Annotated in this window: 24 protein-coding genes; 11 read left to right on the forward strand and 13 right to left on the reverse strand. The window is 51.9% G+C overall.

The window, feature by feature from the left end:
• Window positions 1–37: 37 nt before the first annotated feature.
• Together AAIG39_RS13790 and yjfY are read right to left on the reverse strand one after the other, a co-directional pair.
• A complete protein-coding gene (locus AAIG39_RS13790; protein WP_343194114.1) occupies window positions 38–1231 on the reverse strand; it encodes an MFS transporter in 1194 nt (397 codons plus the stop codon).
• A gap of 162 nt (window positions 1232–1393) precedes the next feature.
• Entirely contained in the window at window positions 1394–1666 is a 273-nt protein-coding gene (yjfY, locus tag AAIG39_RS13795) for a DUF1471 family protein YjfY (protein WP_039077825.1), read from the reverse strand.
• 347 nt (window positions 1667–2013) lie between these two features.
• Between yjfY and rpsF the strand changes: the two genes are divergently transcribed.
• From rpsF to rplI, 4 genes are read left to right on the forward strand one after another with little or no spacing between them, the layout of a single operon-like run.
• A complete protein-coding gene (gene rpsF, locus AAIG39_RS13800; RefSeq protein ID WP_020456251.1) occupies window positions 2014–2409 on the forward strand; it encodes a 30S ribosomal protein S6 in 396 nt (131 codons plus the stop codon).
• A gap of 6 nt (window positions 2410–2415) precedes the next feature.
• Window positions 2416–2730 (forward strand): primosomal replication protein N, encoded by a 315-nt coding sequence (gene priB, locus AAIG39_RS13805; RefSeq protein WP_090080991.1) that lies wholly within the window; start codon window positions 2416–2418, stop codon window positions 2728–2730.
• Window positions 2731–2734: 4 nt separating this feature from the next.
• Entirely contained in the window at window positions 2735–2962 is a 228-nt protein-coding gene (rpsR, locus tag AAIG39_RS13810) for a 30S ribosomal protein S18 (protein WP_000135199.1), read from the forward strand.
• A gap of 41 nt (window positions 2963–3003) precedes the next feature.
• Complete coding sequence (gene rplI / locus AAIG39_RS13815; protein ID WP_047372071.1) at window positions 3004–3453, forward strand: 50S ribosomal protein L9; 450 nt, start codon at window positions 3004–3006, stop codon at window positions 3451–3453.
• 291 nt (window positions 3454–3744) lie between these two features.
• Here rplI and AAIG39_RS13820 read toward each other — a convergent pair whose 3' ends face one another.
• Complete coding sequence (locus AAIG39_RS13820) at window positions 3745–4404, reverse strand: LysM-like peptidoglycan-binding domain-containing protein (RefSeq protein ID WP_090080996.1); 660 nt, start codon at window positions 4402–4404, stop codon at window positions 3745–3747.
• Window positions 4405–4637: 233 nt separating this feature from the next.
• Between AAIG39_RS13820 and bamJ the strand changes: the two genes are divergently transcribed.
• Window positions 4638–5258, forward strand: coding sequence for a BamJ family beta-barrel-assembly machinery protein (bamJ, locus tag AAIG39_RS13825; protein ID WP_039077783.1), 621 nt, complete (start codon window positions 4638–4640; stop codon window positions 5256–5258).
• 296 nt (window positions 5259–5554) lie between these two features.
• Window positions 5555–6964, forward strand: coding sequence for a D-serine/D-alanine/glycine transporter (gene cycA / locus AAIG39_RS13830; protein WP_090081000.1), 1410 nt, complete (start codon window positions 5555–5557; stop codon window positions 6962–6964).
• Between the two features lie 165 nt (window positions 6965–7129).
• Here cycA and ytfE read toward each other — a convergent pair whose 3' ends face one another.
• The 4 genes from ytfE to AAIG39_RS13850 form a co-directional block, all read right to left on the reverse strand.
• Window positions 7130–7792, reverse strand: a complete 663-nt coding sequence (ytfE, locus tag AAIG39_RS13835) for an iron-sulfur cluster repair protein YtfE (protein WP_249569658.1) — start codon at window positions 7790–7792, stop codon at window positions 7130–7132.
• A 94-nt stretch (window positions 7793–7886) separates the two neighbouring features.
• Window positions 7887–8855 (reverse strand): DMT family transporter, encoded by a 969-nt coding sequence (locus AAIG39_RS13840; RefSeq protein ID WP_090081005.1) that lies wholly within the window; start codon window positions 8853–8855, stop codon window positions 7887–7889.
• Between the two features lie 75 nt (window positions 8856–8930).
• Complete coding sequence (locus AAIG39_RS13845) at window positions 8931–9755, reverse strand: AraC family transcriptional regulator (RefSeq protein ID WP_343194115.1); 825 nt, start codon at window positions 9753–9755, stop codon at window positions 8931–8933.
• Window positions 9756–9836: 81 nt separating this feature from the next.
• Window positions 9837–10685, reverse strand: coding sequence for an SDR family oxidoreductase (locus AAIG39_RS13850; RefSeq protein ID WP_343194116.1), 849 nt, complete (start codon window positions 10683–10685; stop codon window positions 9837–9839).
• Window positions 10686–10802: 117 nt separating this feature from the next.
• Here AAIG39_RS13850 and AAIG39_RS13855 point away from each other — a divergent pair, with 117 nt between their 5' ends.
• Window positions 10803–11156 carry a winged helix-turn-helix transcriptional regulator gene (locus AAIG39_RS13855; RefSeq protein WP_425503316.1) on the forward strand — a complete coding sequence of 118 codons (354 nt, stop codon included), beginning with the start codon at window positions 10803–10805 and terminating at the stop codon, window positions 11154–11156.
• Window positions 11157–11236: 80 nt separating this feature from the next.
• Here AAIG39_RS13855 and AAIG39_RS13860 read toward each other — a convergent pair whose 3' ends face one another.
• Entirely contained in the window at window positions 11237–13180 is a 1944-nt protein-coding gene (locus tag AAIG39_RS13860; RefSeq protein ID WP_343194117.1) for a bifunctional 2',3'-cyclic-nucleotide 2'-phosphodiesterase/3'-nucleotidase, read from the reverse strand.
• A gap of 295 nt (window positions 13181–13475) precedes the next feature.
• On the opposite strand from AAIG39_RS13860, the gene cysQ reads away from it, so the two are divergent.
• Window positions 13476–14216 carry a 3'(2'),5'-bisphosphate nucleotidase CysQ gene (cysQ, locus tag AAIG39_RS13865; protein ID WP_090081018.1) on the forward strand — a complete coding sequence of 247 codons (741 nt, stop codon included), beginning with the start codon at window positions 13476–13478 and terminating at the stop codon, window positions 14214–14216.
• Here cysQ and AAIG39_RS13870 read toward each other — a convergent pair.
• A complete protein-coding gene (locus AAIG39_RS13870) occupies window positions 14210–14770 on the reverse strand; it encodes a YtfJ family protein (protein ID WP_090081021.1) in 561 nt (186 codons plus the stop codon). The two genes, cysQ and AAIG39_RS13870, sit on opposite strands and share 7 nt — an antisense overlap.
• Before the next feature lie 326 nt (window positions 14771–15096).
• On the opposite strand from AAIG39_RS13870, the gene AAIG39_RS13875 reads away from it, so the two are divergent.
• On the forward strand, window positions 15097–15303 hold the full coding sequence (locus AAIG39_RS13875) for a DUF1107 domain-containing protein (RefSeq protein ID WP_090081023.1): 207 nt from the start codon (window positions 15097–15099) through the stop codon (window positions 15301–15303).
• 144 nt (window positions 15304–15447) lie between these two features.
• On the opposite strand, the gene paeA is transcribed toward AAIG39_RS13875, so the two are convergent.
• From paeA to msrA, 4 genes are all read right to left on the reverse strand, one after another.
• Entirely contained in the window at window positions 15448–16782 is a 1335-nt protein-coding gene (paeA, locus tag AAIG39_RS13880; RefSeq protein ID WP_090081026.1) for a polyamine export protein PaeA, read from the reverse strand.
• A gap of 417 nt (window positions 16783–17199) precedes the next feature.
• Entirely contained in the window at window positions 17200–17673 is a 474-nt protein-coding gene (locus tag AAIG39_RS13885) for a hypothetical protein (protein WP_090081029.1), read from the reverse strand.
• A 356-nt stretch (window positions 17674–18029) separates the two neighbouring features.
• Entirely contained in the window at window positions 18030–18620 is a 591-nt protein-coding gene (locus AAIG39_RS13890; RefSeq protein ID WP_090081032.1) for a hypothetical protein, read from the reverse strand.
• Window positions 18621–19012: 392 nt separating this feature from the next.
• The gene (gene msrA / locus AAIG39_RS13895) at window positions 19013–19654 is read right to left on the reverse strand and encodes a peptide-methionine (S)-S-oxide reductase MsrA (protein WP_090081034.1); all 642 of its coding nucleotides are present in this window, start codon (window positions 19652–19654) and stop codon (window positions 19013–19015) included.
• A 213-nt stretch (window positions 19655–19867) separates the two neighbouring features.
• Here msrA and tamA point away from each other — a divergent pair, with 213 nt between their 5' ends.
• Both tamA and tamB read left to right on the forward strand, forming a co-directional pair.
• Window positions 19868–21601 carry an autotransporter assembly complex protein TamA gene (gene tamA / locus AAIG39_RS13900; protein WP_090081035.1) on the forward strand — a complete coding sequence of 578 codons (1734 nt, stop codon included), beginning with the start codon at window positions 19868–19870 and terminating at the stop codon, window positions 21599–21601.
• On the forward strand, window positions 21598–25374 hold the full coding sequence (gene tamB / locus AAIG39_RS13905) for an autotransporter assembly complex protein TamB (protein WP_249569650.1): 3777 nt from the start codon (window positions 21598–21600) through the stop codon (window positions 25372–25374). The genes tamA and tamB overlap by 4 nt, the downstream gene beginning before the upstream one ends.
• Window positions 25375–25376 lie beyond the last annotated feature (2 nt).

The raw sequence follows: 25376 nt of genomic DNA on the forward strand, positions 1-25376 counted from the left end.
CACCTCGGGATGTTACTGGTCTGATTCCGGAGTCTTTTTATGCCTGCCGATAGGCAGAAGGTATGCAGCGCATCCCGGTTAGCGTAATCAAACAGATCACGGCACCGGCATAAAATGTTGAGGCCGCGCCCAGGGTTTCCCACAAAATACCCGCGCCGGTACTTGCCAGCAGCAGAGCGATACCACTCATCAGGTTAAACATGCCAAATGCGGTGCCGCGCAGTTCTGCAGGCGCGGTATGGGCGATCATTGCTGCCAGCAAGCCCTGAGTCATTCCCATATGAACTCCCCACAGGCCAACGCCGATAAGCAGCGCACTCCAGTGATGACTTAACGCCAGTACCAGATCGGCGGCAATTAATACCAGCAGGCCTGCCTGCAGCATTTTACTGTGGCTCATGCCGTCGGAAAGTTTACCAAAAGGATAGGCCGTCAGACCGTACACCAGGTTCATTGCGACCATGACCAGCGGAATGGCGAACAGTGGAATCTCCATCTGCTGTGCGCGAAGAACCAGGAAGGCCTCGCTAAAACGTGCGAGGGTAAAGATGCTACCCAGTCCAACGACCCACCAGTAAGCGCTGCTGAGTTTTTTCAGGTTCTCGCGGGTGAGCGGGTTGGTGCGCTTACTGGTAATCGGCGTTTTGGGTTCATCAAGACCAAAATAGAGCAGAGCGATAGCCAGTGCGCCAGGGATCACTGCCACCCAGAAAATGGACTGGAAATCATTGTTCCACAGAATCATCAGCGCCACTGCCAGCAGCGGGCCAAGGAAAGCACCGATTGTGTCCAGCGACTGGCGCAGACCGAATGCGGCACCGCGGATTTCGGGGGGCGTGACATCGGCAACCAGCGCGTCGCGAGGCGCCCCACGGATCCCTTTGCCAACGCGGTCAATCATTCGTGCACCGAATACAAGACCGGCAGAGGATGCTAAAGCAAACATCGGCTTACTGAGCGCCCCCATACTATATCCCAACAGGGCCAGCCCTTTTCGTTTCCCCAGATAGTCGCTTAGCACACCTGAAAACACTTTAATGATAAGCGCAGTTGCTTCCGCAAAGCCTTCGATCAGACCAATGATAATGACACTGGCACCTAATGTGGTCGCCATAAAGAGAGGTAACAGGCTGTGGATCATCTCGGACGAGACATCCATTAACAGGCTTACGCCGCCGAGCACCCAAACGCCTTTCGGGATGCGCCCCAGGGTTGCAAAACGAACAAGCATGATATTACTCCTGATGATCCGTTTCTTAAGATGGTATTACATCAGCGGCCTGCGGTTTTGATAGCATACATTACAAATAATTATCATTTGATGAGGAGCAAAAAAAAGCCCTCGTAGGTGAGGGCGATATAATAATGGCAAGGGTAATTTTGCTTGTGTGTACTAGCGGTAAATGTCAGCGCTGGCATGAATCAGGCCATTGCTGCCCGGTTCCCGAAGTAAGACCGGGTGATAATATTTCGCACCCTTCGCGTCGGTTTCGACTTTGAGTGCTTGATCCGCTTCGCTTTCAGTGGCGATGTTATGGTTAATGTAAATAACGCCTAAGCTCTGCACATCATCCATGTTTTTGGCCTGCCGCCCGTCGATTTTGATGGCTGCTGCCGCATTGGCGCTAAGGAGTAGCGCTGTGAGTAAAATTGCGATGTTTTTCATGATATTGTGCTCCATTACTGCTTACCTCGTGTGACTGTCAGAACATCTTTCCTCCCGTGTCAGTGGGGTATGTTTAAAGTCTACGCTTTCTCACCAAAACGTATCGCGACCATTTCTGATGCTGTCGTTCAAAAAATTGCCGTAATCCGTTTTGTTTAATTTTAATCGCAGGCTGTGAAGCGGCTTTGCGCTTAGTGCGAATTATTTGTGCAATCAGCTTGAGTTTGGCGGGCGAGGTAAGTATTATGACGCGTCAATTTTTCAGCCGCCCTTTAATCACGTTCCTTGCCTCCCCGGGCCGCGGCTGACCCAGACAGGAGGCTGAATAATCCGTAAGGAGCAATTCGATGCGTCATTACGAAATCGTTTTTATGGTCCATCCTGACCAGAGCGAACAGGTTCCGGGCATGATCGAACGTTACACTGGTGCAATCACTGCAGCAGAAGGTACGATCCACCGTCTGGAAGACTGGGGCCGCCGTCAGCTGGCTTACCCGATCAACAAACTGCACAAAGCTCACTACGTTCTGATGAATGTTGAAGCACCGCAGGAAGTGATCGATGAGCTGGAAACAAACTTCCGCTTCAACGATGCCGTTATCCGTAGCATGGTAATGCGTACTAAACACGCTGTTACCGAAGCATCTCCGATGGTTAAAGCGAAAGACGAGCGCCGTGAGCGTCGCGATGATTTCGCAAACGAAACCGCAGATGATGCAGATGCTGGGGATTCTGAAGAGTAATTTCTGATGACCAACCGTCTGGTGTTGTCCGGCACTGTGTGCAGGACCCCCCTTCGAAAGGTCAGCCCATCAGGAATTCCTCACTGCCAGTTCGTGCTTGAGCACCGTTCTGTGCAGGAGGAAGCCGGGTTTCACCGGCAGGCATGGTGCCAAATGCCCGTTATCATAAGCGGACACGAAAACCAGGCCATTACTCACAGTATAACGGTCGGCAGCCGCATAACCGTTCAGGGGTTCATCTCTTGCCACAAGGCAAAGAACGGCCTGACTAAAATGGTTCTGCATGCCGAGCAGATTGAATTGATAGATTCTGGAGACTAGCCATATGGCACGTTATTTCCGTCGTCGCAAGTTCTGCCGTTTCACCGCGGAAGGCGTTCAAGAGATCGACTATAAAGATATCGCTACGCTGAAAAACTACATCACCGAAAGCGGTAAGATTGTCCCAAGCCGTATCACCGGTACTCGTGCAAAATACCAGCGTCAGCTGGCTCGCGCTATCAAACGCGCTCGCTACCTGTCTCTGCTGCCGTACACTGATCGCCATCAGTAATCGGGCACGGTCCATTAATACGACTTTAAGAGGATAAGGTAATGCAAGTTATTCTGCTTGATAAAGTAGCAAACCTGGGCAGCCTGGGTGATCAGGTAAACGTTAAAGCGGGCTACGCTCGTAACTTCCTGGTTCCACAGGGTAAAGCTGTTCCGGCTACCAAGAAAAACGTTGAGTTTTTCGAAGCTCGTCGCGCTGAACTGGAAGCCAAACTGGCTGACGTTCTGGCGGCTGCTAACGCTCGCGCTGAAGCAATCAACGCACTGGGCACTGTAACCATCGCTTCCAAATCTGGCGACGAAGGTAAACTGTTCGGTTCCATCGGTACTCGCGACATCGCTGATGCTGTAACTGCAGCTGGCGTTGACGTGGCTAAGAGCGAAGTTCGTCTGCCGAACGGCGTTCTGCGTACCACTGGTGAGCACGAAGTGGACTTCCAGGTTCACAGCGAAGTATTCGCTAAACTGATCGTTAACGTTGTTGCTGAGTAATTAGCTTCTGACGTTGCGTAAAAACGCCGGCCTTGTGCCGGCGTTTTGCTTTTTTATCCCTCTGGCTTTCTCTTTTTTGAGCTAACAACCCGCTCCCTGTATTCGCATAGTTGTTCTCGTTTTATCGCTTTTACCCGATCCCGGGTGCGTTGCCGTGGGCCAATTTCTGGGCGAGATTATCCTTGAATTGAAATATGTTATCGCGTTGATGCTGGTGGGTGGATAAGGCCGCCAGAAAAGCCGAATAAGAGTAAGACCGGATGGCACTCTGACTCATCCGGCCGACATCCTTTACCGCGCCCGGATAAAGCTGCCGTCCTGCTGGCGAATAAACAGCACAGACTGGCCGCTGCCATTTTCAATAGTTAACCCGGTCACGACCCCATTCGCATTCTGACGAATTTTCACCATCTGACCACTTTGCAGCGTGCTGAGAGGTTTACCTTCACCTTCCACTTTTGCCATTGCATAGACGTCGGTCGGCGGCAAATTATGGTCGCGGAAAACCTGGGCCAGCGTTTTACCCTGTTCAACACGATAGGAGCGCCATTGCTGCTCAATACCGCCAGCAGAAGAGGTGGCAGGTGCGGTCTGTGTGGCAGTCGGACGCTCCTGCTGTATCGGTTCCTGAGCAGTTTGTGGCGGTTCGTTAAGGACAGGGGCTGGCTGCTGGTTTTGTACCGGAGGCGAGGTGACAAGCGGTTGCGAAGGCTGGGATTGTGGCTGCGGCTGAGATTGTGACTGAATATTCAGTTGTGCTTCGCGTCCGACAGAGGCGGGCGGCGTCACCGTCTCTTTCGGGGTGGGCAGCAGGAAACCGATAACCACCAACAGTGCCGCAAGGATCAGCCCACGACGGTGCATCGGCGGAAGCGGGTCCAGAATGCGAAAATGATCCGGGGCGTGCCAGATTTTCGCCAGGGTAGGTTTCAGTTCAAATCGCCCGGGCATGGCTTTCCTCCTGCTCCGCGTCATTATTTATCCTGCCTCGTTGAGTATAGATGGCTAACTACCTGATTGGCTGTGTAATGCATCGTCTTGTGACATCATAATGAGAATTATCTTACCGGGAGTATTGTTTCTGTTTCTCTGCGATTTGTCATCTTTACTACGACAAAGTTTTACCCGCTGCGGCGTGGCTGCTATGCTGCGCGCTACCTTAAAAAGCGATGAAAGGAAAACCCATGACAACCCCAACGTTTGATACGATCGAAGCGCAGGCCAGCTATGGCATTGGTTTACAGGTAGGGCAGCAGCTTAGCGACTCCGGCTTACAGGGGCTGTTGCCGGAAGCGCTGGTCGCAGGTATTGCTGACGCGCTGGCAGGTAAACAACCGGCTGTGCCGGTGGATGTTGTTCATCGTGCGCTGCGTGAAATCCATGAACGTGCTGATGCAGTGCGTCGTGCGCGCTTCGAAGAGATGGCGGCAGAAGGTGTGAAATATCTGGACGAAAACCGCGAGAAAGAGGGTGTGAACAGCACGGAATCCGGTCTCCAGTTCCGCGTTATCACCCAGGGTGAAGGTGCAATCCCGGCGCGTACTGACCGTGTCCGCGTTCACTACACCGGCAAACTTATTGACGGTACCGTGTTCGACAGCTCCGTCGCCCGTGGCGAACCGGCTGAATTCCCGGTAAACGGCGTAATTGGCGGCTGGATTGAAGCGCTGACGCTGATGCCGGTTGGCTCCAAATGGGAACTGACGATTCCGCACGAGCTGGCCTATGGCGAACGTGGTGCAGGCGCGTCCATCCCGCCATTCAGCACCCTGGTATTTGAAGTGGAATTGCTGGAAATCCTGTAATTTTCCCGATGTTTTCCTCTCCTCACCAGGGGAGAGGAAGACAATATGCGTTAATCATTCATTAAATGAACTGGTTTCGATACTTTATCTTGCTATGCGCAAATTGCGGTGTATTTTTGTGAACTCCATCCCCTAATTTGAGTGATATGCTGCTCACTTTAAACAAATATTTAACATCTCGTTTAATTCAGAGTATTCATCCTTCCAATTCTTACCTAATATCGTTGCGTCCGCGAAAGGACGAAGTATGCAATTAAAGGCCAGAAGAGCCTCAACAACACAGACAGGATATAAACATGGTAGATCAGGTAAAAGTCGCGGCCGACGAAGAGGCATCGACTGAACAATCGCTACGGCGCAATCTTACAAACCGTCATATTCAGCTTATTGCTATCGGTGGTGCTATCGGTACCGGGCTGTTTATGGGCTCCGGGAAAACCATCAGCCTTGCAGGTCCGTCGATTATTTTTGTCTATATGATCATCGGGTTCATGCTGTTTTTCGTCATGCGTGCAATGGGTGAGTTGCTGCTGTCGAACCTTGAATACAAATCTTTTAGCGACTTTGCCGCCGACCTGCTCGGGCCGTGGGCGGGGTATTTTACCGGCTGGACATACTGGTTCTGCTGGGTAGTCACCGGGATGGCCGATGTGGTGGCTATCACCGCTTACGCGCAGTTCTGGTTTCCTGGATTATCCGACTGGATAGTGGCGCTAACCATTGTTCTGGTGCTGCTGAGCCTCAACCTTGCCACTGTAAAAATGTTCGGCGAGATGGAGTTCTGGTTTGCGATGATCAAAATCGTCGCCATTGTGGCGCTGATTGTTGTTGGTCTGGTGATGGTGCTGACAAGTTTCAAATCGCCGACAGGGGTCGAAGCCTCTATTGCACATCTGTGGAACGACGGCGGCTGGTTCCCGAAAGGCATCAGCGGCTTCTTTGCCGGTTTCCAGATTGCGGTCTTTGCCTTCGTGGGGATTGAGCTGGTCGGTACGACAGCAGCGGAAACCAAAGATCCAGAAAAGTCGCTGCCGCGCGCCATTAATTCCATCCCAATCCGCATCATTATGTTCTATGTGTTTGCGCTGATTGTGATTATGTCCGTTACCCCATGGAGCTCCGTGGTGCCGGATAAGAGCCCGTTTGTTGAGCTGTTTGTTTTGGTGGGCCTGCCTGCCGCAGCGAGCATTATCAACTTTGTGGTGCTGACATCCGCCGCGTCTTCCGCCAACAGCGGTGTGTTCTCAACCAGCCGTATGCTGTTCGGTCTGGCACAAGATGGCGTTGCGCCGAAAGCATTTGGCAAGCTCTCTAAACGTGCAGTCCCGGCGAAAGGGCTGACCTTCTCCTGTATCTGTCTGCTGGGCGGTGTGGTGATGCTCTACGTGAACCCAAGCGCGATTGCGGCGTTCACCATGATTACCACCGTCTCGGCTATCCTGTTTATGTTCGTCTGGACGATTATCCTGTGTTCTTACCTCGTCTACCGTAAACAGCGCCCGCAGCTGCATGAGGCGTCCATCTACAAAATGCCGCTTGGCAAAGTGATGTGCTGGGTATGCATGGCGTTCTTTGTGTTCGTACTGGTGTTGTTGACGCTGGAAGAAGATACCCGTCAGGCGCTGATCGTCACCCCAATCTGGTTTATCGTGCTCGGTGCGGGCTGGCTGATTGTGGGTAAAAAACGTCTGGCAGATATGCGCTAACCATTCGTAGATCCTGCATCCCCGGTGGCGCTGACGTTTACCGGGGCTACGGACGGGTAGCCTGGATAAGGCGCGCCGGAAAATACGGAGCGCAGACATAAAAAAGAGCCGCGCAGGCGGCTCTAAAAGACTTCCATGAATCAGGGCGTTCTTGGGCGCCTTACATTAATTCCCTGCGAGGGCACGCGGAAACAGAACATTGTTTTCCAGACTGATGTGTTCCATCAGGTCGTCAATTAGTTCGTTGATACCGTTATACATCGCTTTCCAGGTAGTGCAGGCTTCCGGTGGCGGTGTCACGCCATTGGTAATATGTTTGATCACATCCAGCAGCTCACCTGCATCATCATGCTCACTTTCCATCACGCTGATGGGGCCCATCGCCTGGCTACCCATTCCCTCTTTAATCATCGGGAACAGGATGCGCTCTTCTTTCATCATGTGGCTTGAAAGCTCGTCGTGCAGCATGGTCAGGTACTTGGTTAACCCTTTTGGCACGTTGGGTTTGTCAGCATGCACACGCTCCACTTTGGTCGCCTGTAGAATAAGCTCCGGCAGTTGTTCACGATGGCGGTCGTGGTAACGCACGATGATGTGATCGATGATTTCGCTAAGCGCAGTGACGCGCCACTCTTTCTCGATGGGCTGCTCTGCCAGCTTCGCCAGCTCGGCTTCAATGATACCTACATCCAGTTCTTTGCGTGATGCGGCGCGCTCCAGCGTCTGCTTACCGCCGCAGCAGTAATCCATATCGTATTTACGAAACAGCGCCGACGCACGTGGAATGGATAGCGCCAGTTCACCCAGGGGTTGGTCACGGAAGGCCATAGCATTTACCTCATCAGAAATTATAACATGTATTTTAAATGCATCTTTAATCCGATGATATACCCCTTTCGGAGCAAGGTAAATGAGACCACCGTTAACCGTGGTCTGAAACTGACTGAACCAGAGGCTTTTCCGGCTTAGCGCGTACGGCCATAACCACACCACAGACAAGCAGGACGATACCACCAACGGTGAGCCATGGTGGCGTTTGCTGGCGTAGCATGAAGGTATAAAGCAGGCCCGCCAGAGTTTCAAAAACAATCAGCGGCCCGACAATCACCGTGGGTAAACGCTGACTGGCAACATTCCAGCACATAGCGCCGACCCAGGAGCAGAGTATCGCAATGGCGAACATCAAACCGATAAACACTACCGGGCGCGGACCAAAAGGTTGTGCAAAACCGGGCTGATGCACGTTCAGCCACAGACAGGCAGCAGCATAGCCGAACAAAGAGACGGGGAGCGTCACCAGCGCCTGCGCGGTTGCCCACATCATCGGATTCTTGTCCGGGTTTTCCCGCAACCAGCGGGCGTTACGCAGCGCATACCATGCCCAGCAGGCGACGGAAACCAGCGCAAGGGCAATGCCGGAGCCATAACGCCACCATGAGAAATCCGGCAGGCCGCCGTGCAGCTCTGCAATATTGACGCAGGCCAGTCCCGCCGCAATACAGAACAGCGCCGGCGCGAGGCTGGCCCAGGAACGTTTGCCATCACGCTGGCTATAGAGCAGATTCGCGCATACCGGGATAACAACAGGCAGGGTACCAATGATCATCGTCGAAACCGGTGCTCCGGTGCGTTGAATAGCGCTGGCAAGACAGACGTAATAGATAAGATTTCCCATCATGGTCAGCGCCAGCGCGGTGAGCCAGTCTTTATGTGTTAACTGTCGTAAACGTTGACGACCCAGCCATGCCAGCGGCAGTGCAATTATCCCTAATGCCAGATAACGGCCGGTTGACTGTAATGCTGCCGGGTAATCCGGCACAATTAACGGCCCAACAAAAATAAGACCCCACAACATACCCGCGAGCAGGGCATACAACACACCACTAATCATACTTCCACCTGACGTTACTGTTTGCCGTCATAGTGTAGAAAGGGAGGGCAACGGAATATTGTATGAGGTTGCGCATTAGCGCCGGATGACCTGCTTTTGATAGCGCACAGGGGTAATGCCGTAACGACGCGTAAAAGCGCGAGTGAGGTGTGACTGGTCAGTCAGGCCGGTGGCGGCCGCTACTTCGGCGGCGGGCATCCCGTGGGTCAGGAAATCTTTCGCCCGCCACAGACGAATCGCCATCAGCATTTGATGGGGCGTGACGTGAAAATGGGCTTTAAACTGACGCTGAAAATGGTACGGACTCAATGAGACCACCTGTGCCAGCTCATCCAGCGTCAGGGGATGCATGAAATTATCATGCAGATAGTCGCGGACCCGTTCAAAACGATGAGCACCTTCCTGGCTGACGGGCGCGTGACGCGCGAGCGGCGTAAAGGTATCGATCAGATCCAGCAACATCCCTTTTTGCGCCAGCGAATCATCGGTATGCCACAGGCCATGAATCAGGCGGCAAATCTGGACCGTACGCAGAGGATCGTGGCGGGTAGCATCGCTGAACCACCAGTGACGGATACCGGTCACCTCTTCCAGCAACGCAGGGTCGAGGTAGATCATGCGATAGCGCCAGCCATCCTCGGTTTCCGCCTCACCGGTGTGCAGTTCGTCAGGGTTCATGGTGACCACGGAATTAGCAGGCGCAACGTACTGTGTGCCGCGATAGCGAAAGCGTTCGGCGCCTGCTTCGATTGCACCAATACCAAACGCTTCATGGGTGTGAGGCTCGAAGGCATAACGGGAGATGTGCGCATGATAAAGCTCCACCCCTGGCAACTGCGCCAGGTGGCGAAAACGCGCGCTGTCTCTCTCGTCAACGAATTGTTCCGGTACGCCTTCCACTTTTCATCTCCGCTCAGGTCATCTTCTCATTATTAAGGATGACCCGGCGGCGTGCTACAAAAATTAACCAGCCTGTAACAGTTACAGGATGCCTTTGACGCTTTCCGCAAGCGGGGTGGTCGGGCGGCCAATCAGCTTGCTCAGGGTATGGCTGTCATCGAACAGACCCCCTTTCGAGGCGCCAATATCTGAGTCAGCCAGCAGGTTAGCGAACACATCAGGCAGGCCAACCCCCTTTAACGCACTCGCAAAATCGGTTTCGCTCAGGTTTTGATAGACCACCGGTTTACCACTCTGTTTGCTGAGCTCCGCCGCCAGTTCGCTGAGTGTCCAGGCGCTATCGCCGGCCAGTTCGTAGACTTTCCCTGCATGGCCGTCTGTGCTGATAACACGTGCGGCAGCAGCGGCGTAATCTGCGCGGGTAGCCGAGGCGATTTTACCTTCACCCGCAGCGCCAATGAACACGCCATGAGCCAGAGCTGCAGGGGCGCTGGCCAGGTAGTTTTCGGTATACCAGCCATTGCGCAACAGGGCGTAAGGGATACCGGAATCGGCCAGCATTTTTTCGGTTTCAACGTGCTCAACATGCAGGCCCAACGGAGATTTATCCGCATGCAGCAGGCTGGTGTAGGCGATAAATTTCACGCCCGCTGCTTTGGCTGCATTAATTACGTTACGATGCTGAACCGCACGCTGACCGACTTCGCTGGAGGAGATAAGAAGCAGTTTTTCTACACCCGAGAGCGCCGCAGTGAGTGCCTCCTGGTCGCCGTAGTCAGCCTGGCGAACGTCAACACCTTTCTGCGTAAGTGCGTCTGCTTTTAACGGGTTACGCACAATCGCGACAATTTCGTTTGCTTTGACGGTTTTCAGTAATTCTTCAACAGCCAGTGCGCCCAGCTGGCCTGTAGCGCCGGTAATTGCGATCATGATGATTCCTCTTCGTGTTTGTCTTGTGTTGTGGCACACTATCACCATAACTAACTTTTAGTAAGTACATACAAAAAGGTAAGTATGGAAAACACAAATCTCACCCTGAGCGAGCTGATGCGCGACGGTAACCTGTTTGCAGAAGAGTGCCCCTCGCGTGAGGTGCTTAAACACGTGACCAGTCGCTGGGGCGTATTGATTCTGGTGGCGCTACGCCACGGTACCCACCGTTTCAGCGATTTACGCCGCAAGATGGGCGGCGTCAGCGAAAAGATGCTGGCGCAATCTCTTCAGGCGCTGGAACTGGACGGTTTTATTAACCGTATTTCGTATCCGGTGGTGCCACCGCATGTGGAGTATAGTCTGACGCCGCTGGGTGAGCAGGTGAGCGAGAAAGTTGCCGCTCTGGCCGACTGGATTGAACTGAATTTGCCGCAGGTGCTGGCGATGCGGGATGACCGCGCCGCCTGAGTGAACCTGGATAATATTCCACACTATTCAGTCCCCCCTCGCTCCTTTGAGGCAAAGGCGAGGGGGGAGCGGCCAGGAGCTTACTTGCTTAAATCTACCTGATAGAGCGCAAAGCCAATCTCGTCCGTACCAACCTTCTTCATCGGGTACTGCGCTTTCTCTTTGATAAACGCAGCCGCCTTCTCAGAAGGCGAGGTTTCGAAACGGATATCCAGTGCCGTTTGGCTGTGGATCGGCGCCAGTCGCCAGTTATTATCCGCTGCCGGGTGGATTTCGCCCGCTTTTGCTGATTCGTCGGTTATCCATTTTGCCAGTACCGCGCGGTTTTCATCCGGCGAAGCAAAGGCGATATGGCTGTCACTTGTACCCGCGAATTTGCCGCCATAGGCGCGGTAGTTATTGGTTGCGACCAGAAATACCTGATTCGGGTCGATCGGTTTGCCGTTAAAGGTAAGATCTTTAATACGCTCTGCCTGCGGGTTAATGCTCTGGCACTCACCGTCATAACGAGCAGGTTGCGTTACATCAATCTGGTATTTCACCCCATCAATGACATCGAAATTATAGGTACGGAATGTCTCCCAGTTGATTAATGACTGGGGCTTCGTACTGCTGATATCAATCTGATTAAACTGTCCGGCGGAGCACTCCAGCCACTCTTTCACCTCTTTGCCTGTCGCTTTTACGACCACCAGTGTGTTGGGGTAGAGATACAGGTCGGCGGCGTTACGGAAGGTGAGTTGCCCTTTTTCTACCTCAACAAAACTGGCCGGATCGTTTTTGCGCCCACCAGCTTTGAACGGTGCGGCGGCAGACAATACCGGCAGATTCGCCAGATCCGGATCGCCCTGAATAAAGTGCTTCACATAAGCTGTCTGGGCGTTGTTAACAACCTGTACGGTCGGGTCGTCCTGTACAAGGGAGAGGAAGCTGTACATATTGTCGGCGGATTTGCCGATAGGTTTGCTGACAAACTGACGGGTGGCATCGTGATCGTGTTTGAGGATTGCTACCAGTTTACTGTCTTCCGCCGCCAGCGATTTTTTGCCTGCAGCGTCATAAATCGGTCGTGCTTCGGCCTTTGAAGAGGTGACCTGCCACTTCCCGGCATCGTTGTTCAAAACCAGATCCACTACGCCGAGGTGGTCGCCCCACATGCCCGGCATCACTGATGGCACGCCGTTTAACGTTCCTTTCGCGATATCCGCCCCTTTAATGGCGGCGAAATCTTTTGACGGGAAGACCGCATGGGCGTGACCAAACAGAATCGCGTCAACGCCGGGGACTTCGCTTAAGTAGTAGACAGAGTTTTCCGCCATTGCCTGATAAGGTTCAGAAGAGAGGCCGGAGTGGGCAACCAGCACCACCAGGTCGGCCCCTTTTTCGCGCATCTCTGGCACATATTTCTTCGCCGTTTCGGTGATGTCGTTGACCGTCACTTTGCCGCTGAGGTTAGCTTTGTCCCATATCATGATTTGCGGCGGAACAAAGCCGATATAGCCAATTTTCACCGTATGTGTTTTGCCGTCGGTATCAGTAACGGCGGTCTCTTTAATCAGATACGGGGTAAACAGCGGCTTTTTGGTTTTGACATCGATAATGTTGGCGTTCACGTAGGGGAATTTTGCCCCTTCCAGTGCCCGGTGCAGGTAATCAAGGCCATAGTTGAACTCATGGTTACCGAGGTTGCCAACGGTATAGTCCAGCGTATTCAGAGCCTTATAGACAGGGTGGATATCACCCTTTTTCAGCCCTTTGGCTGCCATATAATCGCCAAGCGGGCTACCCTGAATTAAGTCGCCGTTATCCACCAGCACGCTATTTTTGACTTCATTCCTGGCGGCATTAATCAGGCTGGCGGTACGTACCAGTCCGAATTTTTCTGTCGCAGAATCTTTATAGTAATCAAAGTCCATCATGTTGCTATGCAAATCAGTGGTTTCCATAATCCGGAGATCCACCGTTGCCGCTTGTACGCTGGCTGCTATCAACGTGGCAAGGAGCGTTGCGCTAAACTTAATCATCAGAGGTGTCCTTTTTAGATCTGAGCCACAAAAGAAATGATATGTACATTTTGTTGCTTACAGAATTGTGAATTCTGCCATGAAATTTGCCACATAAATGCAACAACTATCACACCTGGCAGATTCGACCTGAATGCGATATAAGTAAAACAATGAGTTATACCCGTCATACTTCATGTTGCATGAGTGTTGGCTACGTTCACTCACCCGAAATTGGGATTCACTCACTTGCCGGCTTCGTGCAACGTGAATTATTCAGGGTAAATACCCTACTGCCATACATAAGAGGTGGATGATGTTAGAAGCCATTTGTCAGCTCGCGCGTGAAGCGGGCGATGCCATTATGCAGGTCTACGATGGCCATAAGCCGATGGATGTGACCAGCAAATCCGACGATTCACCCGTGACGGCCGCCGATATTGCCGCGCACGCGGTAATTGCTGGCGGGCTACAGGCACTGACCCCGGATATTCCGGTTCTGTCGGAAGAAGATCCCCCATCCTGGAGCGTTCGTCAGCACTGGCAGCGTTACTGGCTGGTCGATCCGCTGGACGGCACTAAAGAGTTCATTAAGCGCAACGGTGAGTTCACGGTAAATATCGCCCTGATTGAACACGGGAAACCGGTACTGGGCGTCGTGTATGCTCCGGTGCTGAAAGTGATGTATTGCGCAGCGGAGGGCAAAGCGTGGAAAGAGGAAAACGGCACGCGGACGCAGATCAAAGTGCGCGACGCACGTCCGCCGCTGGTGGTGGTAAGCCGTTCTCACGCGGATGATGAACTTAAAGAGTATCTCAACCATCTGGGCGAGCATCAGACGACTGCGATCGGTTCATCGCTGAAATTCTGTCTGGTGGCAGAGGGGCACGCTCAGCTTTATCCGCGTTTTGGGCCGACCAGCGTCTGGGATACGGCCGCAGGCCATGCGGTAGCCGTTGCAGCCGGGGCGCATGTTCACGACTGGCAGGGCAAAACCCTGGATTACACGCCGCGTGAATCTTTCCTTAACCCCGGCTTCCGGGTGTCGATTTACTGATTGTCGAGTAACTTATGCAGCAGGGCGATGACCTGCTGCACTTCCGCCTGTGTCAGCCCGCCATCTTTGACATATTGCACCCGTCCGTCTTTATCCAGCACCACGATGGCTGAACTGCCCTCATCAAGTTGCCAGGCTTTACGCGCTACGCCATCACTGTCGACAATAAATTGTGACCAGGGGTAGAGTTTTTTGTTGCTCTCAATACTGCTGCGCACAAACATTGCCGAACCGGGGATAGCATCATCTGTATTGATGATGGTAGTCGTCTGGTAACGGTCATGAGGTAAATTTGCGGCCTTGATCGCTTCTATCAGCGCGGCATTTTTCTCTTTGGCAGAGGTCCGACCGGCAATATGCTGCACAACTCGCACTTTGCCAGGAAGCTGCGCGCTGTTCCAGTTTTTGTAGCTAAACTTATCATTATCGAGAATCAATTCCCCTCTGTCGGCGATGCCCACAGGCGGTACTCGCTGGCTGGTCTCAAAATTATGGGCTTGCGCAAGAAGCGGCAGTAGCAGGCAGGTTGCTGCCAGGATGTTACGTAAGGTCATGGTGTTTCCTTTTATTGTTTGCAGGTGATCCGACCACTTAACTACACCTTTTAATCATAAGTGCGATCAATGTGCTTTTCCCGCAAACCGGATGCCAGTTTGCGGGTTAACGCACATAACGGCGAAAAAATGACGACTTATACTGCCTGTTCGTAAGTACTGAAAAGAAAATTCTGAATAACTGTAATCAAAAGGTAAATAAACTTATACATACTAGGTCTCATGTTGTTTCTGAACTATGCTCATTGAGCACTAAAATTTGCGCTCATCACTGTCGGGCCAAGCGTGGCACCGCAAGGGCGTATTACTTAGCAGGAGATACAAAAATGAAAATTTTCCAACGTTACAACCCACTTCAGGTGGCAAAGTACGTGAAAATCCTGTTCCGCGGACGGTTGTACATCAAGGACGTTGGCGCTTTCGAATTTGATAAAGGTAAGATCCTTATCCCGAAAGTGAAGGACAAACAGCATCTTACTGTTATGTCCGAAGTCAACCGTCAGGTTATGCGTCTGCAAACTGAGATGGCTTAACCAACCCACTACGCTATGCAGTAATCGCAGTACAACAAAAACGGCTCCGTCAGGGAGCCGTTGATGTTTTCAGGGCAGTGAATAGCAGGCAAAAGAAAAGGCGGCAATGATGCCGCCTTTTATGCAGGACATTTACCGTTGCGATTATTCGCTTTTCTCTTCCGCATCCGGCAGCTTTGGCGTTAACACCGTTGCCTTGTTATCAATCCGTGTGACCAGCAACTGGTCGATACGGTAGTTATCAATGTCCACAACCTCGAATTTATAGCCGGAGAACTTCACCGAGTCGGTACGTTTTGGGATCTTACGCAGCATGAACATCATAAAGCCGCCAATGGTCTCGTAATTGCCGGACTGGGGAAACTCATCGATATCCAGTACCCGCATTACGTCATCAATCGGCGTACCACCGTCAATCAGCCATGAGTTTTCATCACGCGCGACGATTTGTTCTTCAAGCCCCTGACCGACCAGGTCACCCATCAGCGTGGTCATGACGTCATTAAGGGTAATAATCCCCACCACAAGCGCATACTCATTCATGATGACTGCAAAGTCTTCGCCCGCTGTTTTAAAGCTTTCCAGCGCTTCGGAGAGTGTCAGCGTATCCGGCACAATGAGTGTATTGCGGATTTGTACACCGCTGCTCAGTACCAGGCTTTGATTGGCCAGTACACGAATAAGCAGGTCTTTTGAGTCGACGTAACCCACGATGTGGTCAATGTCTTCATTACAGACGAGGAACTTGGAGTGCGGGTTTTCAGCGACTTTTCGTTTTAAGCTTTGTTCATCTTCATGCAGGTCAAACCACACCACATTTTCGCGCGATGTCATTGACGATGGCACCGTGCGTGACTCCAGCTCAAACACATTCTCAATGAGTTCATGCTCTTGCTTACGCAGCACCCCGGCCAGTGCACCGGCTTCTACCACCGCATAGATATCATCCGACGTGATGTCATCTTTACGCACCATGGGCAATTTAAACAGGCGGAAGATAACGTTGGCCATGCCATTAAAGAACCAGACCAGCGGGCGGAAGATAAAAAGACAGAAGCGCATCGGGTTGATGATACGCAAAGCCACGGCTTCTGGCGCAATCATACCGATGCGTTTCGGTGTGAGGTCGGCAAACAGGATAAACATGCCTGTTACCAGCGAAAACGAAATAATAAAGCTCAGTTGATCTGCGAGTTCCGGCTCAACCAGATTGATAAGCATGCTGTAAAACGCAGGGGAGAAGGCAGCGTCGCCAACAATACCGCCCAGAATCGCCACGGCATTAAGGCCGATTTGTACCACGGTAAAAAAGGTGCCGGGGTTTTCCTGCATTTTCAGGATGCGTTGCGCATTGATGTTGCCTTCATCGGCAAGCAGCTTAAGTTTGATTTTTCTGGAGGCGGCCAGCGAGATCTCGGAAAGCGAGAAAAACGCACTCACACCTATCAGACAAAGTATGACTAAGATACTGTTTAACATAATTTATCCAGCTACAAGCGGGATCCTCGGAGGGAAGTTGAAAAATCCTTGTGGTAAACACATTGAAAGCGGGTCCGAAGCGGTGGACCAGCAATTTCGACGGCTAGTATAGCGTAAGCGTGTTACAGCCTGCCAGCAGTGTAAGCAGTTTGTTACAAGTAGATGCGAATTTTTCTCAATTACTTGTTCATTCGGTGAGCTAGCGGCACGATTTTCAGGTAGTTTTCAGCGAAGCCTTTCATCCGAAGAAGAGGCGCGAAGGTTAAATGAAAGAGTAAAAGGAGTAATAAGAGGGTTTTTATATAATCCCCTGGGCCCATTATTACTTCCTTTTCCTCATACTAAAGTCTTACCTTCATTTTCTATTTTGTGGGGGTGACCTTGTCATTATTAGGCTCACGTTCTTGCGCATAGCGATTAAAGTAACCACTGTAGTTTTTTTAAAGGTACAGAACGATACATGTAGCCCTGAACAGCCCAGATACCGCAATCCTGCAGCACTGAAAATTCCCATGTACTTTGCACGCCGTCGATAATGACGCGATCCGAATAAGATTTCCTGATGTTCTTAATCAATTCAGGGAAAGTGGGTTTTTGTACCTGCTTATGGTAGAAATCTCGATTAATCACTACAGCCTGACGGACATTTTCCCGCCACAGCCCAAATAACGCAGGATCTTCTTGTTTCATTAATGTCAGGTGTGGAAACTGAGCGGCAGTATCTGTAAGATTCCTGGGGTTGTTAACATAAAACAAAAGCCCATTTTCTACTGAGAAGTCAGAACAATACTTCAGGTGTTGGCTGTGCGGAGGGTGATCGCTACAGTCCATTGAAAATCCAACAATTGTGCCATTCAGGCTGTGAATGGGTATTACGCTAACCCGGTCCATATCCTTTCCTTGTTAATGCCTAGATATATCTAATATTGATCGTTAAAAGTTATTAATCAATCATTTATTGATCGATAATTAATATCAATATATATACCTATCAAATGGTATTTCTTTGATAGTTAGCGCATTTGTATATTACCGATTATGAAATGAATGTTGTTGAGCGGTAGCGGCTCTGGCTCTGGCTTTTACAGGAAAGCGGCGTTCCTGCGGGCGTAACACATGCTTCCTTACCGGTAGGTGATGTGGAATTTATAACTGCACTGGTAGTTTATTACGGAATAAAATACCAATTCATATTGCATTCTTAACAAATGAAACTGCAAATGAGCAGAGCGTATTGTAACAATGAATTACATTAACTGATGTACCTTGCTGAATGGTGTTGGCGCATAAAGCCCGCTGCAAGCCCAGATACCCGCCTCTTCAAGCGTTCTTCGGTTAATATCATTATCTATTTTAATAATGATTTTTTCGCAATAACGCTTTAAGTTTTGGATTAGGTAAGGGAATGTGTTTTTGCTTAATTCGTTGTTAGTAAATGTTTCATCCAGGATGATCGCCTCACAATACTGGATAAAAGGCACATCTCTATTCCCCACATGGCTCAGCCAGATACCATTTTTACTTTTTGCTAAATCCTGTATGGCTGTTTCAAATGTTTGGTTGATTTGTAATTTAACAAAGGGAAGTCGCGCCAGAGTTGCCTGCAACACTAAGTCGAACGTTAATATCATTGCGATCTCTTCATCAGTGATGGAGACCAGACAGAACAAACCACGTTTTTTAAAAAAATCAGCTTTGTTGCCAATGGCATTCATTAAATCAAAAAGATAAGTTCTTTTTTTTTCGATACTGTTAAGGACAGGCGCTTTTCTGGGGTAGATCTTAACTCCCAGTAGTTGACCGTGTGGAGTGGTTATCCTTTCTGCTAAGTAAGGCATATAAATTCTCCCTCCAGGTGGTACTCACATCGCTTTCTTAAAAACATGCTTACAGCTGGTGTAACACATATTAAGAGCATATTGCGACAGGTGGTGTCATTCTTAAATGGAAATTTATCTGAAATACGCTTATGCAAACGATGTTTATATATGACAGATTTTACTTAAGTAAAAAAACGGAATGGGATAAATAAACTTTCCAGTAAAATTAATGAGATGCATGAACCTTGTCATACAATGCAGACATGCGAAATTAAAGCCGTCATTGCGAGAAAATAGCGTGGCCGGTTAAAAAGGAATAGCGAAAAGTTAAAGCGAGAAATTCCAGAGGGAATGGGTCAGGTGCTATGTTAAAACCGGTTCAGGGCGGCTGAACCGGCAATATACGAATATCAGGCCAACTGTGGCGGCAGGCAAACGCCAATCCCGCCAATGCCGCAATACCCATAGGGATTTTTATACAGATACTGCTGATGATCGTCTTCGGCATAGTAGAACGGCGGTGCGTTAACAATTTCCGTCGTGATAGTACGATCATCATTTGCGGCCAGCATTGCCGCCTGGAAGCGTTCGAGGCTGGCGTGAGCGGCGGCGCTCTGTTCGGGGGTCAGCGGATAAATGGCGGAGCGGTACTGCGTGCCGTGGTCATTGCCCTGGCGCATCCCCTGAGCCGGATCGTGATTTTCCCAGAATACTTGCAGAAGTTGCTCATAGCCGATCACCGCCGGGTCATACACTACGCGAACCGCTTCGGCATGGCCCGTCTGTCCGCTGCAAACTTCGCGGTAGGTCGGATTTGGCGTATAGCCGCCCATATAGCCTGCCGCCGTGCTGTAGACACCGGGCAGTTGCCAGAACAGGCGTTCGACGCCCCAGAAACAGCCCATTGCGAAATAAGCGGTCTCCATCCCTTCCGGCACGTTTGTCATAGAGTGCTCGTTAACAGCATGTAACGTAGCAACTGGCATTGGCGTGTTACGTCCGGGTAACGCATCCGATTGAGTAACAAGGTTTTTCTTATCAAACAGACTCATGATGAGGCCTCCCATAAGCGCAAATTGCGGTTAAGGTTGTAACGAAGCGTCTCTTTTAACACAATAAACGCGGTAAATCAGGCTAGATTTAAACATAAGAAATATTTGGGGTGTCGTCCGTTTTTCAATCCACATATTGGATTTTTTACAAGCCGCGGAGCGGTGTTGACGTTTCCTTCCAGGGGTGGGAACAAGGGATATTCAGGAGAGAACGTGCCAAAAATCCGTACTGTATGTTTTGCTGGTTTGTTGCTGGCAAGCCATAGCGCCATGTCGGCAAACGTCCGATTGCAGCTGGAAGGGTTGACCGGGGCGCTGCAGAAAAATGTTCGCGCTCAGCTTTCCACCATCCAGAGCGATGAAGTGACGCCAGACAAGCGATTTCAGGCGCGTGTTGATGATGCTATCCGTGAAGGTTTGAAAGCGCTGGGTTATTACGAACCCACTATCGAGTTCGAGCTCCGCCCGCCGCCAGCGAAAGGACGTCAGGTGTTGATTGCTCGTGTCTCGGCAGGGGAACCGGTACGCATCGGCGGCACGGATGTGATCCTGCGTGGCGGTGCGCGCACCGATGAAGATTATATTGCATTGCTGAAAAATCGCCCGGAAAAAGGCACCGTGCTGAACCACGGTGATTACGAAGGTTTTAAGAAATCACTCACCCGTGTTGCCTTGCGCAAAGGTTATTTCGATAGCCACTACAATCACAGCCAGCTTGGCATCGCGCTTGACCGGCATCAGGCATTCTGGGATATCGACTATGACAGCGGCCAGCGCTACCGTTTTGGCGATGTGACTTTTGAAGGTTCGCAAATCCGCGAAGAGTATCTGCAAAATCTGGTGCCGTTTAAAAAAGGCGATTACTACCAGACCAAAGATCTGGCGGAACTTAATCGTCGTCTGTCAGCCACCGGCTGGTTTAACTCAGTAGTGGTGGCCCCGGAGTTTGATAAAGCCAGAGAGAGCAAGGTTTTACCTTTAAAAGGCGTCGTCGCGCCGCGCATTGAAAACACCATTGAGACCGGGGTCGGGTATTCAACCGATGTGGGGCCGCGCGTCAAAGCCACGTGGAAAAAGCCGTGGATAAACTCATATGGTCACAGCTTTACCACCACAGCCAGCGTCTCTGCGCCGGAACAGCAGCTGGATTTCAGCTACAAAGTCCCGCTACTCAAAAACCCGCTTGAGCAGTACTACCTGGTACAGGGTGGGTTTAAGCGTACCGATTTAAATGATACGGAGGCGGACTCCACCACGCTTGCGGTGTCCCGCTACTGGGATCTCTCCAGCGGCTGGCAGCGCGCCATTAACCTGCGCTGGAGCCTCGACCACTTTACTCAGGCGAGTGTGACCAATACCACCATGCTGCTTTATCCGGGGGTGATGATCAGCCGTACCCGTTCGCGCGGCGGCCTGATGCCAACCTGGGGCGATTCTCAGCGTTATTCCATCGATTATTCCAGCACAGCCTGGGGCTCGGATGTGGACTTTATCGTGATGCAGGCACAAAACGTCTGGATCCGCACGTTATATGACCGCCACCGTTTTGTGGCCCGTGGCAACCTGGGGTGGATTGAAACCGATGATTTTGACCGCGTACCGCCGGATTTACGCTTCTTCGCCGGGGGCGATCGCAGCATTCGCGGCTATAAATACAAATCTATCGCGCCGAAGGATGATGACGGCAAACTGATTGGCGCCTCGAAAATGGCCACCGGATCGCTGGAATATCAATACAACGTGACGGGCAAATGGTGGGGCGCGGTCTTTGTCGACAGCGGTGAGGCGGTGAGCGATATCCGCCGCAGTGATTTCAAAACCGGTACGGGGGTCGGGGTACGCTGGCAATCACCGGTTGGTCCAATCAAACTCGATCTGGCCGTTCCGGTCGGAGATAAGGACGAGCACGGATTACAGTTTTACATCGGTTTGGGGCCTGAATTATGAGTTTATGGAAGAAGATAAGCCTCGGCGTACTGGTGTTTATCCTGTTAGTGCTGGGGACGGTTATTTTTCTCGTCGGGACGACGAGCGGGTTACATCTGCTGTTTAAGGCTGCCAACCGTTGGGTACCGGGTCTGGAAATCGGCCAGGTGACCGGCGGCTGGCGAGATCTATCGCTGAAAAATGTCCGCTACGATCAGCCGGGTATTGCGGTGAACGCCGGAGAACTCCATCTGGCGGTTAAGCTGGGATGCCTGCGTGACAGTAGCCTGTGCGTTGATGATATCTCGCTAAAAGATATCAATGTGGTCATCGATACGAAAAAGATGCCGCCTGCCGCGCCAGTAAAAGAAGAGGATAGCGGGCCGTTAAATCTCTCCACGCCGTATCCCATCACGTTAAGCCGGGTGGCGCTCAATAACGTCAATATCAATATTGATGACACTACCGTCTCCGTTATGAACTTCTCTTCCGCACTGAACTGGGAAGAGAAGAACCTGACCCTGAAACCGACCTCGCTGAGCGGCCTGCTGATTGCGCTGCCGAAAGTGGCTAAAGTGGCGCAGGAGCAGGTAGTTGAACCGAAGGTAGAGAATCCAAAACCGGATGAACTGCCACTGGGCGAATCCCTTAAGCAGCTTTTCGCCAAACCGCTTCTCCCGCAGATGACCGATGTGCATCTGCCGCTCAATCTCAATATTGAAGAATTCCGTGGTGAGCAGCTTCGTTTAACCGGCGATACGGATATCACCGTCAGCAATATGCTGCTCAAAGTGAGCAGTATTGACGGCAATATGAAACTGGATGCGCTCGACATCGATTCAAATCAGGGCACGCTTAACGCCACAGGTACGGCGACATTGCGGGATAACTGGCCGGTGGACATCACTCTCAACAGCATCCTGAATGTCGAACCGATGAAAGGCGAAAAGGTGAAGCTCAAAGTCGGCGGTGAGGTACGCAAGCAACTGGAGTTTGGCGTCAACCTGTCCGGCCCGGTGGATGTGGTCCTGCGTGGGCAAACTCAACTTGCCGAGGCGGGGCTGCCGCTCAATCTTGATGTCACCAGCGAGCAACTTTACTGGCCATTCACCGGCGAAAAGCAGTATCAGGCCGACGACCTTAAACTCAAGCTGACCGGCAAAATGACGGACTACACACTGTCGTTTCGCACGGCTGTAAAAGGTCAGGACGTTCCGCCTGCCACCATCACGCTGGATGGCAAAGGCAACGAGCAGCAGATAAACATCGACAAACTGAGCGTGGCGGCGCTGGAAGGGAAAACCGAACTTAAAGCCTTGCTCGACTGGCAGCAGGCGATTAGCTGGCGCGGTGAGTTAACGCTGGACGGTATCAACACTGCGAAAACTTTCCCGGACTGGCCGGCAAAACTGAACGGGCTGGCGAAAATGCGCGGCAGTCTCTACGGCGGTAGCTGGCAGGTGGATATCCCTGAGCTGAAACTGGCCGGGAACGTGAAGCAAAATAAAGTCAGCGTAGAGGGGCAGCTTAAGGGCAACAGCTATATGCAGTGGACTATTCCGGGGCTGCATCTGGAGCTGGGGCGCAACAAAGCCGACCTCAAAGGCGAACTGGGGGTGAAAGATCTTAACCTGGATGCCAATATTGACGCGCCAGGGCTGGATAACGCACTACCTGGACTGGGTGGTACGGCCAAAGGACTGGTGAATATTCGCGGTACGGTTGATGCGCCACAGGTGCTGGCGGATATCACCGCCAGCAACCTGCGCTGGCAAGAGTTGCGTGTAGCCCGCGTGCTGGTCAAAGGAGATGTGAAATCGACCGATCAGCTTGCCGGCGTGCTGAATGTACGGGTTGAACGCCTTTCCCAGCCTGGAGTTAACGTCAGCCTGGCAACGCTCGCTGCCAAAGGCAGTGAAAAGCAGCACACGCTTGAGCTTCGGGTTCAGGGCGAGCCGGTAGCCGGGCAGTTAAAACTGGCCGGGAGCTTCGATCGCAACGAGCAACGCTGGAAAGGCACGCTTAGTGATACGCGATTCACAACGCCCGTTGGGCCAGTTGCCCTGAACCGCACCATCGCGCTGGATTACCGCAATCAGGAGCAGAAGGTCAGCATTGGGCCCCACTGCTGGACTAACCCGAATGCGGAACTTTGCGTGCCGCAGACGATTGATGCCGGGGCGCAGGGGCGCGCGGTGGTCAATCTTAACCGCTTCGACCTGGCGATGCTGAAACCCTTTATGCCGGATGCCACTCAGGCCAGCGGCACATTCAGCGGTAAAGCTGATGTCTCGTGGGATGCCACAAAAGAGGGGTTGCCGCAGGGTGAAGTGACGCTGGCCGGGCGTAACGTCAAAGTGACGCAGGTCGTCAACGATGCACCGCTGCCGGTTGCTTTCGAAACGCTGAACCTCAACGCGAAATTGCAAAATAACCGTGCGGATTTGGGCTGGCTGATCCGTCTGACCAATAACGGGCAGTTTGACGGTCAGGTGCAGGTCACCGATCCGCAGGGGCGGCGTAACCTTGGCGGTAACGTCAATATTCGCAATTTCTCGCTGGCGATGGCCAATGCCATCTTTACGCGCGGCGAGAAAGCGGCGGGTACGCTGAATGCCAGTCTGCGGCTCGGCGGTAATCTACAAAGCCCCCAGCTGTTCGGGCAGATGCAACTCAATGGCGTGGACGTGGAAGGCAACTTCATGCCGTTCGATATGCAGCCCAGCCAGCTGGCAATGAATTTCAATGGTACCACTTCGACCCTGCAAGGGGTGGTGCGGACTCAGCGTGGGCAGATTAACCTGAGCGGTGACGCGGACTGGAGCCAGATTAACAACTGGCGTGCCCGTGTGGCGGCACAGGGGAGTAACGTGCGCATTACCGTCCCGCCTATGGTGCGGCTGGACGTCTCCCCTGATCTGGTGTTCGAGGCTACGCCGACCCTGTTTACGCTTGATGGTCGGGTCGATGTGCCCTGGGCGCGTATCGTCGTACATGATTTGCCGCAAAGCGCGGTAGGCACCTCCAGTGATGAGGTGATGCTCAATGCGGATCTGAAACCGGAAAAACCGAAAAGCGCGGCGATTCCGATTAACAGTAATTTGATTGTACATGTCGGCAAGAATGTGCGGATGGATGCTTTCGGGCTGAAAGCGCGGCTGACCGGCGATCTCAAAGTGACTCAGGACCAACAGGGGCTTGGCCTTAACGGACAAATCAATATCCCGGAAGGGCGCTACCACGCTTATGGCCAGGATTTGATTGTGCGCAAAGGGGAGCTGATTTTCTCCGGTCCTGTCGATCAACCGTTGCTGAATATTGAGGCGATTCGTAATCCCGATGCCACCGAGAATGACGTGACAGCCGGGGTGCGGATTACCGGTACGGCGGATGAACCGAAAGCGGAGATCTTCTCCGACCCGGCGATGTCGCAGCAAGAGGCACTTTCTTACCTGCTTCGCGGTCAGGGTCTGGAGAGCGGACAAAGCGATAGCGCTGCAATGACTTCAGCCTTAGTGGGCCTGGGGGTTGCACAAAGTGGTCAGGTTGTGGGTAAAATCGGCGAGACATTTGGCGTAAGCAATCTGGCGCTGGACACCGAAGGGGTGGGAGACTCTTCCCAGGTCGTGGTCAGCGGCTATGTACTGCCGGGTCTACAGGTAAAATATGGTGTGGGTATTTTTGACTCACTGGCGACTCTCACGTTACGTTATCGCCTGATGCCTAAGCTGTATCTGGAAGCGGTGTCTGGCTTAGATCAGGCACTTGATCTGCTCTATCAGTTTGAGTTTTAGCA

It is taken from the genome of Phytobacter palmae (assembly GCF_039409775.1).
Classification (GTDB): Bacteria; Pseudomonadota; Gammaproteobacteria; order Enterobacterales; family Enterobacteriaceae; genus Phytobacter; species Phytobacter palmae.

Coding starts and splice junctions, on each gene's coding strand:
- AAIG39_RS13850 (WP_343194116.1), bottom strand. CDS start 10,685: ATGATCGCAATTACCGGCGCTACAGGCCAGCTGGGCGCACTGGCTGTT.
- AAIG39_RS13855 (WP_425503316.1), top strand. CDS start 10,803: ATGCGCGACGGTAACCTGTTTGCAGAAGAGTGCCCCTCGCGTGAGGTG.
- rpsR (WP_000135199.1), top strand. CDS start 2,735: ATGGCACGTTATTTCCGTCGTCGCAAGTTCTGCCGTTTCACCGCGGAA.
- AAIG39_RS13860 (WP_343194117.1), bottom strand. CDS start 13,180: ATGATTAAGTTTAGCGCAACGCTCCTTGCCACGTTGATAGCAGCCAGC.
- yjfY (WP_039077825.1), bottom strand. CDS start 1,666: ATGAAAAACATCGCAATTTTACTCACAGCGCTACTCCTTAGCGCCAAT.
- msrA (WP_090081034.1), bottom strand. CDS start 19,654: ATGAGTCTGTTTGATAAGAAAAACCTTGTTACTCAATCGGATGCGTTA.
- AAIG39_RS13885 (WP_090081029.1), bottom strand. CDS start 17,673: ATGGACCGGGTTAGCGTAATACCCATTCACAGCCTGAATGGCACAATT.
- AAIG39_RS13820 (WP_090080996.1), bottom strand. CDS start 4,404: ATGCCCGGGCGATTTGAACTGAAACCTACCCTGGCGAAAATCTGGCAC.
- AAIG39_RS13875 (WP_090081023.1), top strand. CDS start 15,097: ATGAAAATTTTCCAACGTTACAACCCACTTCAGGTGGCAAAGTACGTG.
- bamJ (WP_039077783.1), top strand. CDS start 4,638: ATGACAACCCCAACGTTTGATACGATCGAAGCGCAGGCCAGCTATGGC.
- cycA (WP_090081000.1), top strand. CDS start 5,555: ATGGTAGATCAGGTAAAAGTCGCGGCCGACGAAGAGGCATCGACTGAA.
- AAIG39_RS13870 (WP_090081021.1), bottom strand. CDS start 14,770: ATGACCTTACGTAACATCCTGGCAGCAACCTGCCTGCTACTGCCGCTT.
- tamB (WP_249569650.1), top strand. CDS start 21,598: ATGAGTTTATGGAAGAAGATAAGCCTCGGCGTACTGGTGTTTATCCTG.
- rplI (WP_047372071.1), top strand. CDS start 3,004: ATGCAAGTTATTCTGCTTGATAAAGTAGCAAACCTGGGCAGCCTGGGT.
- ytfE (WP_249569658.1), bottom strand. CDS start 7,792: ATGGCCTTCCGTGACCAACCCCTGGGTGAACTGGCGCTATCCATTCCA.
- AAIG39_RS13790 (WP_343194114.1), bottom strand. CDS start 1,231: ATGCTTGTTCGTTTTGCAACCCTGGGGCGCATCCCGAAAGGCGTTTGG.
- AAIG39_RS13890 (WP_090081032.1), bottom strand. CDS start 18,620: ATGCCTTACTTAGCAGAAAGGATAACCACTCCACACGGTCAACTACTG.
- AAIG39_RS13840 (WP_090081005.1), bottom strand. CDS start 8,855: ATGATTAGTGGTGTGTTGTATGCCCTGCTCGCGGGTATGTTGTGGGGT.
- cysQ (WP_090081018.1), top strand. CDS start 13,476: ATGTTAGAAGCCATTTGTCAGCTCGCGCGTGAAGCGGGCGATGCCATT.
- rpsF (WP_020456251.1), top strand. CDS start 2,014: ATGCGTCATTACGAAATCGTTTTTATGGTCCATCCTGACCAGAGCGAA.
- priB (WP_090080991.1), top strand. CDS start 2,416: ATGACCAACCGTCTGGTGTTGTCCGGCACTGTGTGCAGGACCCCCCTT.
- paeA (WP_090081026.1), bottom strand. CDS start 16,782: ATGTTAAACAGTATCTTAGTCATACTTTGTCTGATAGGTGTGAGTGCG.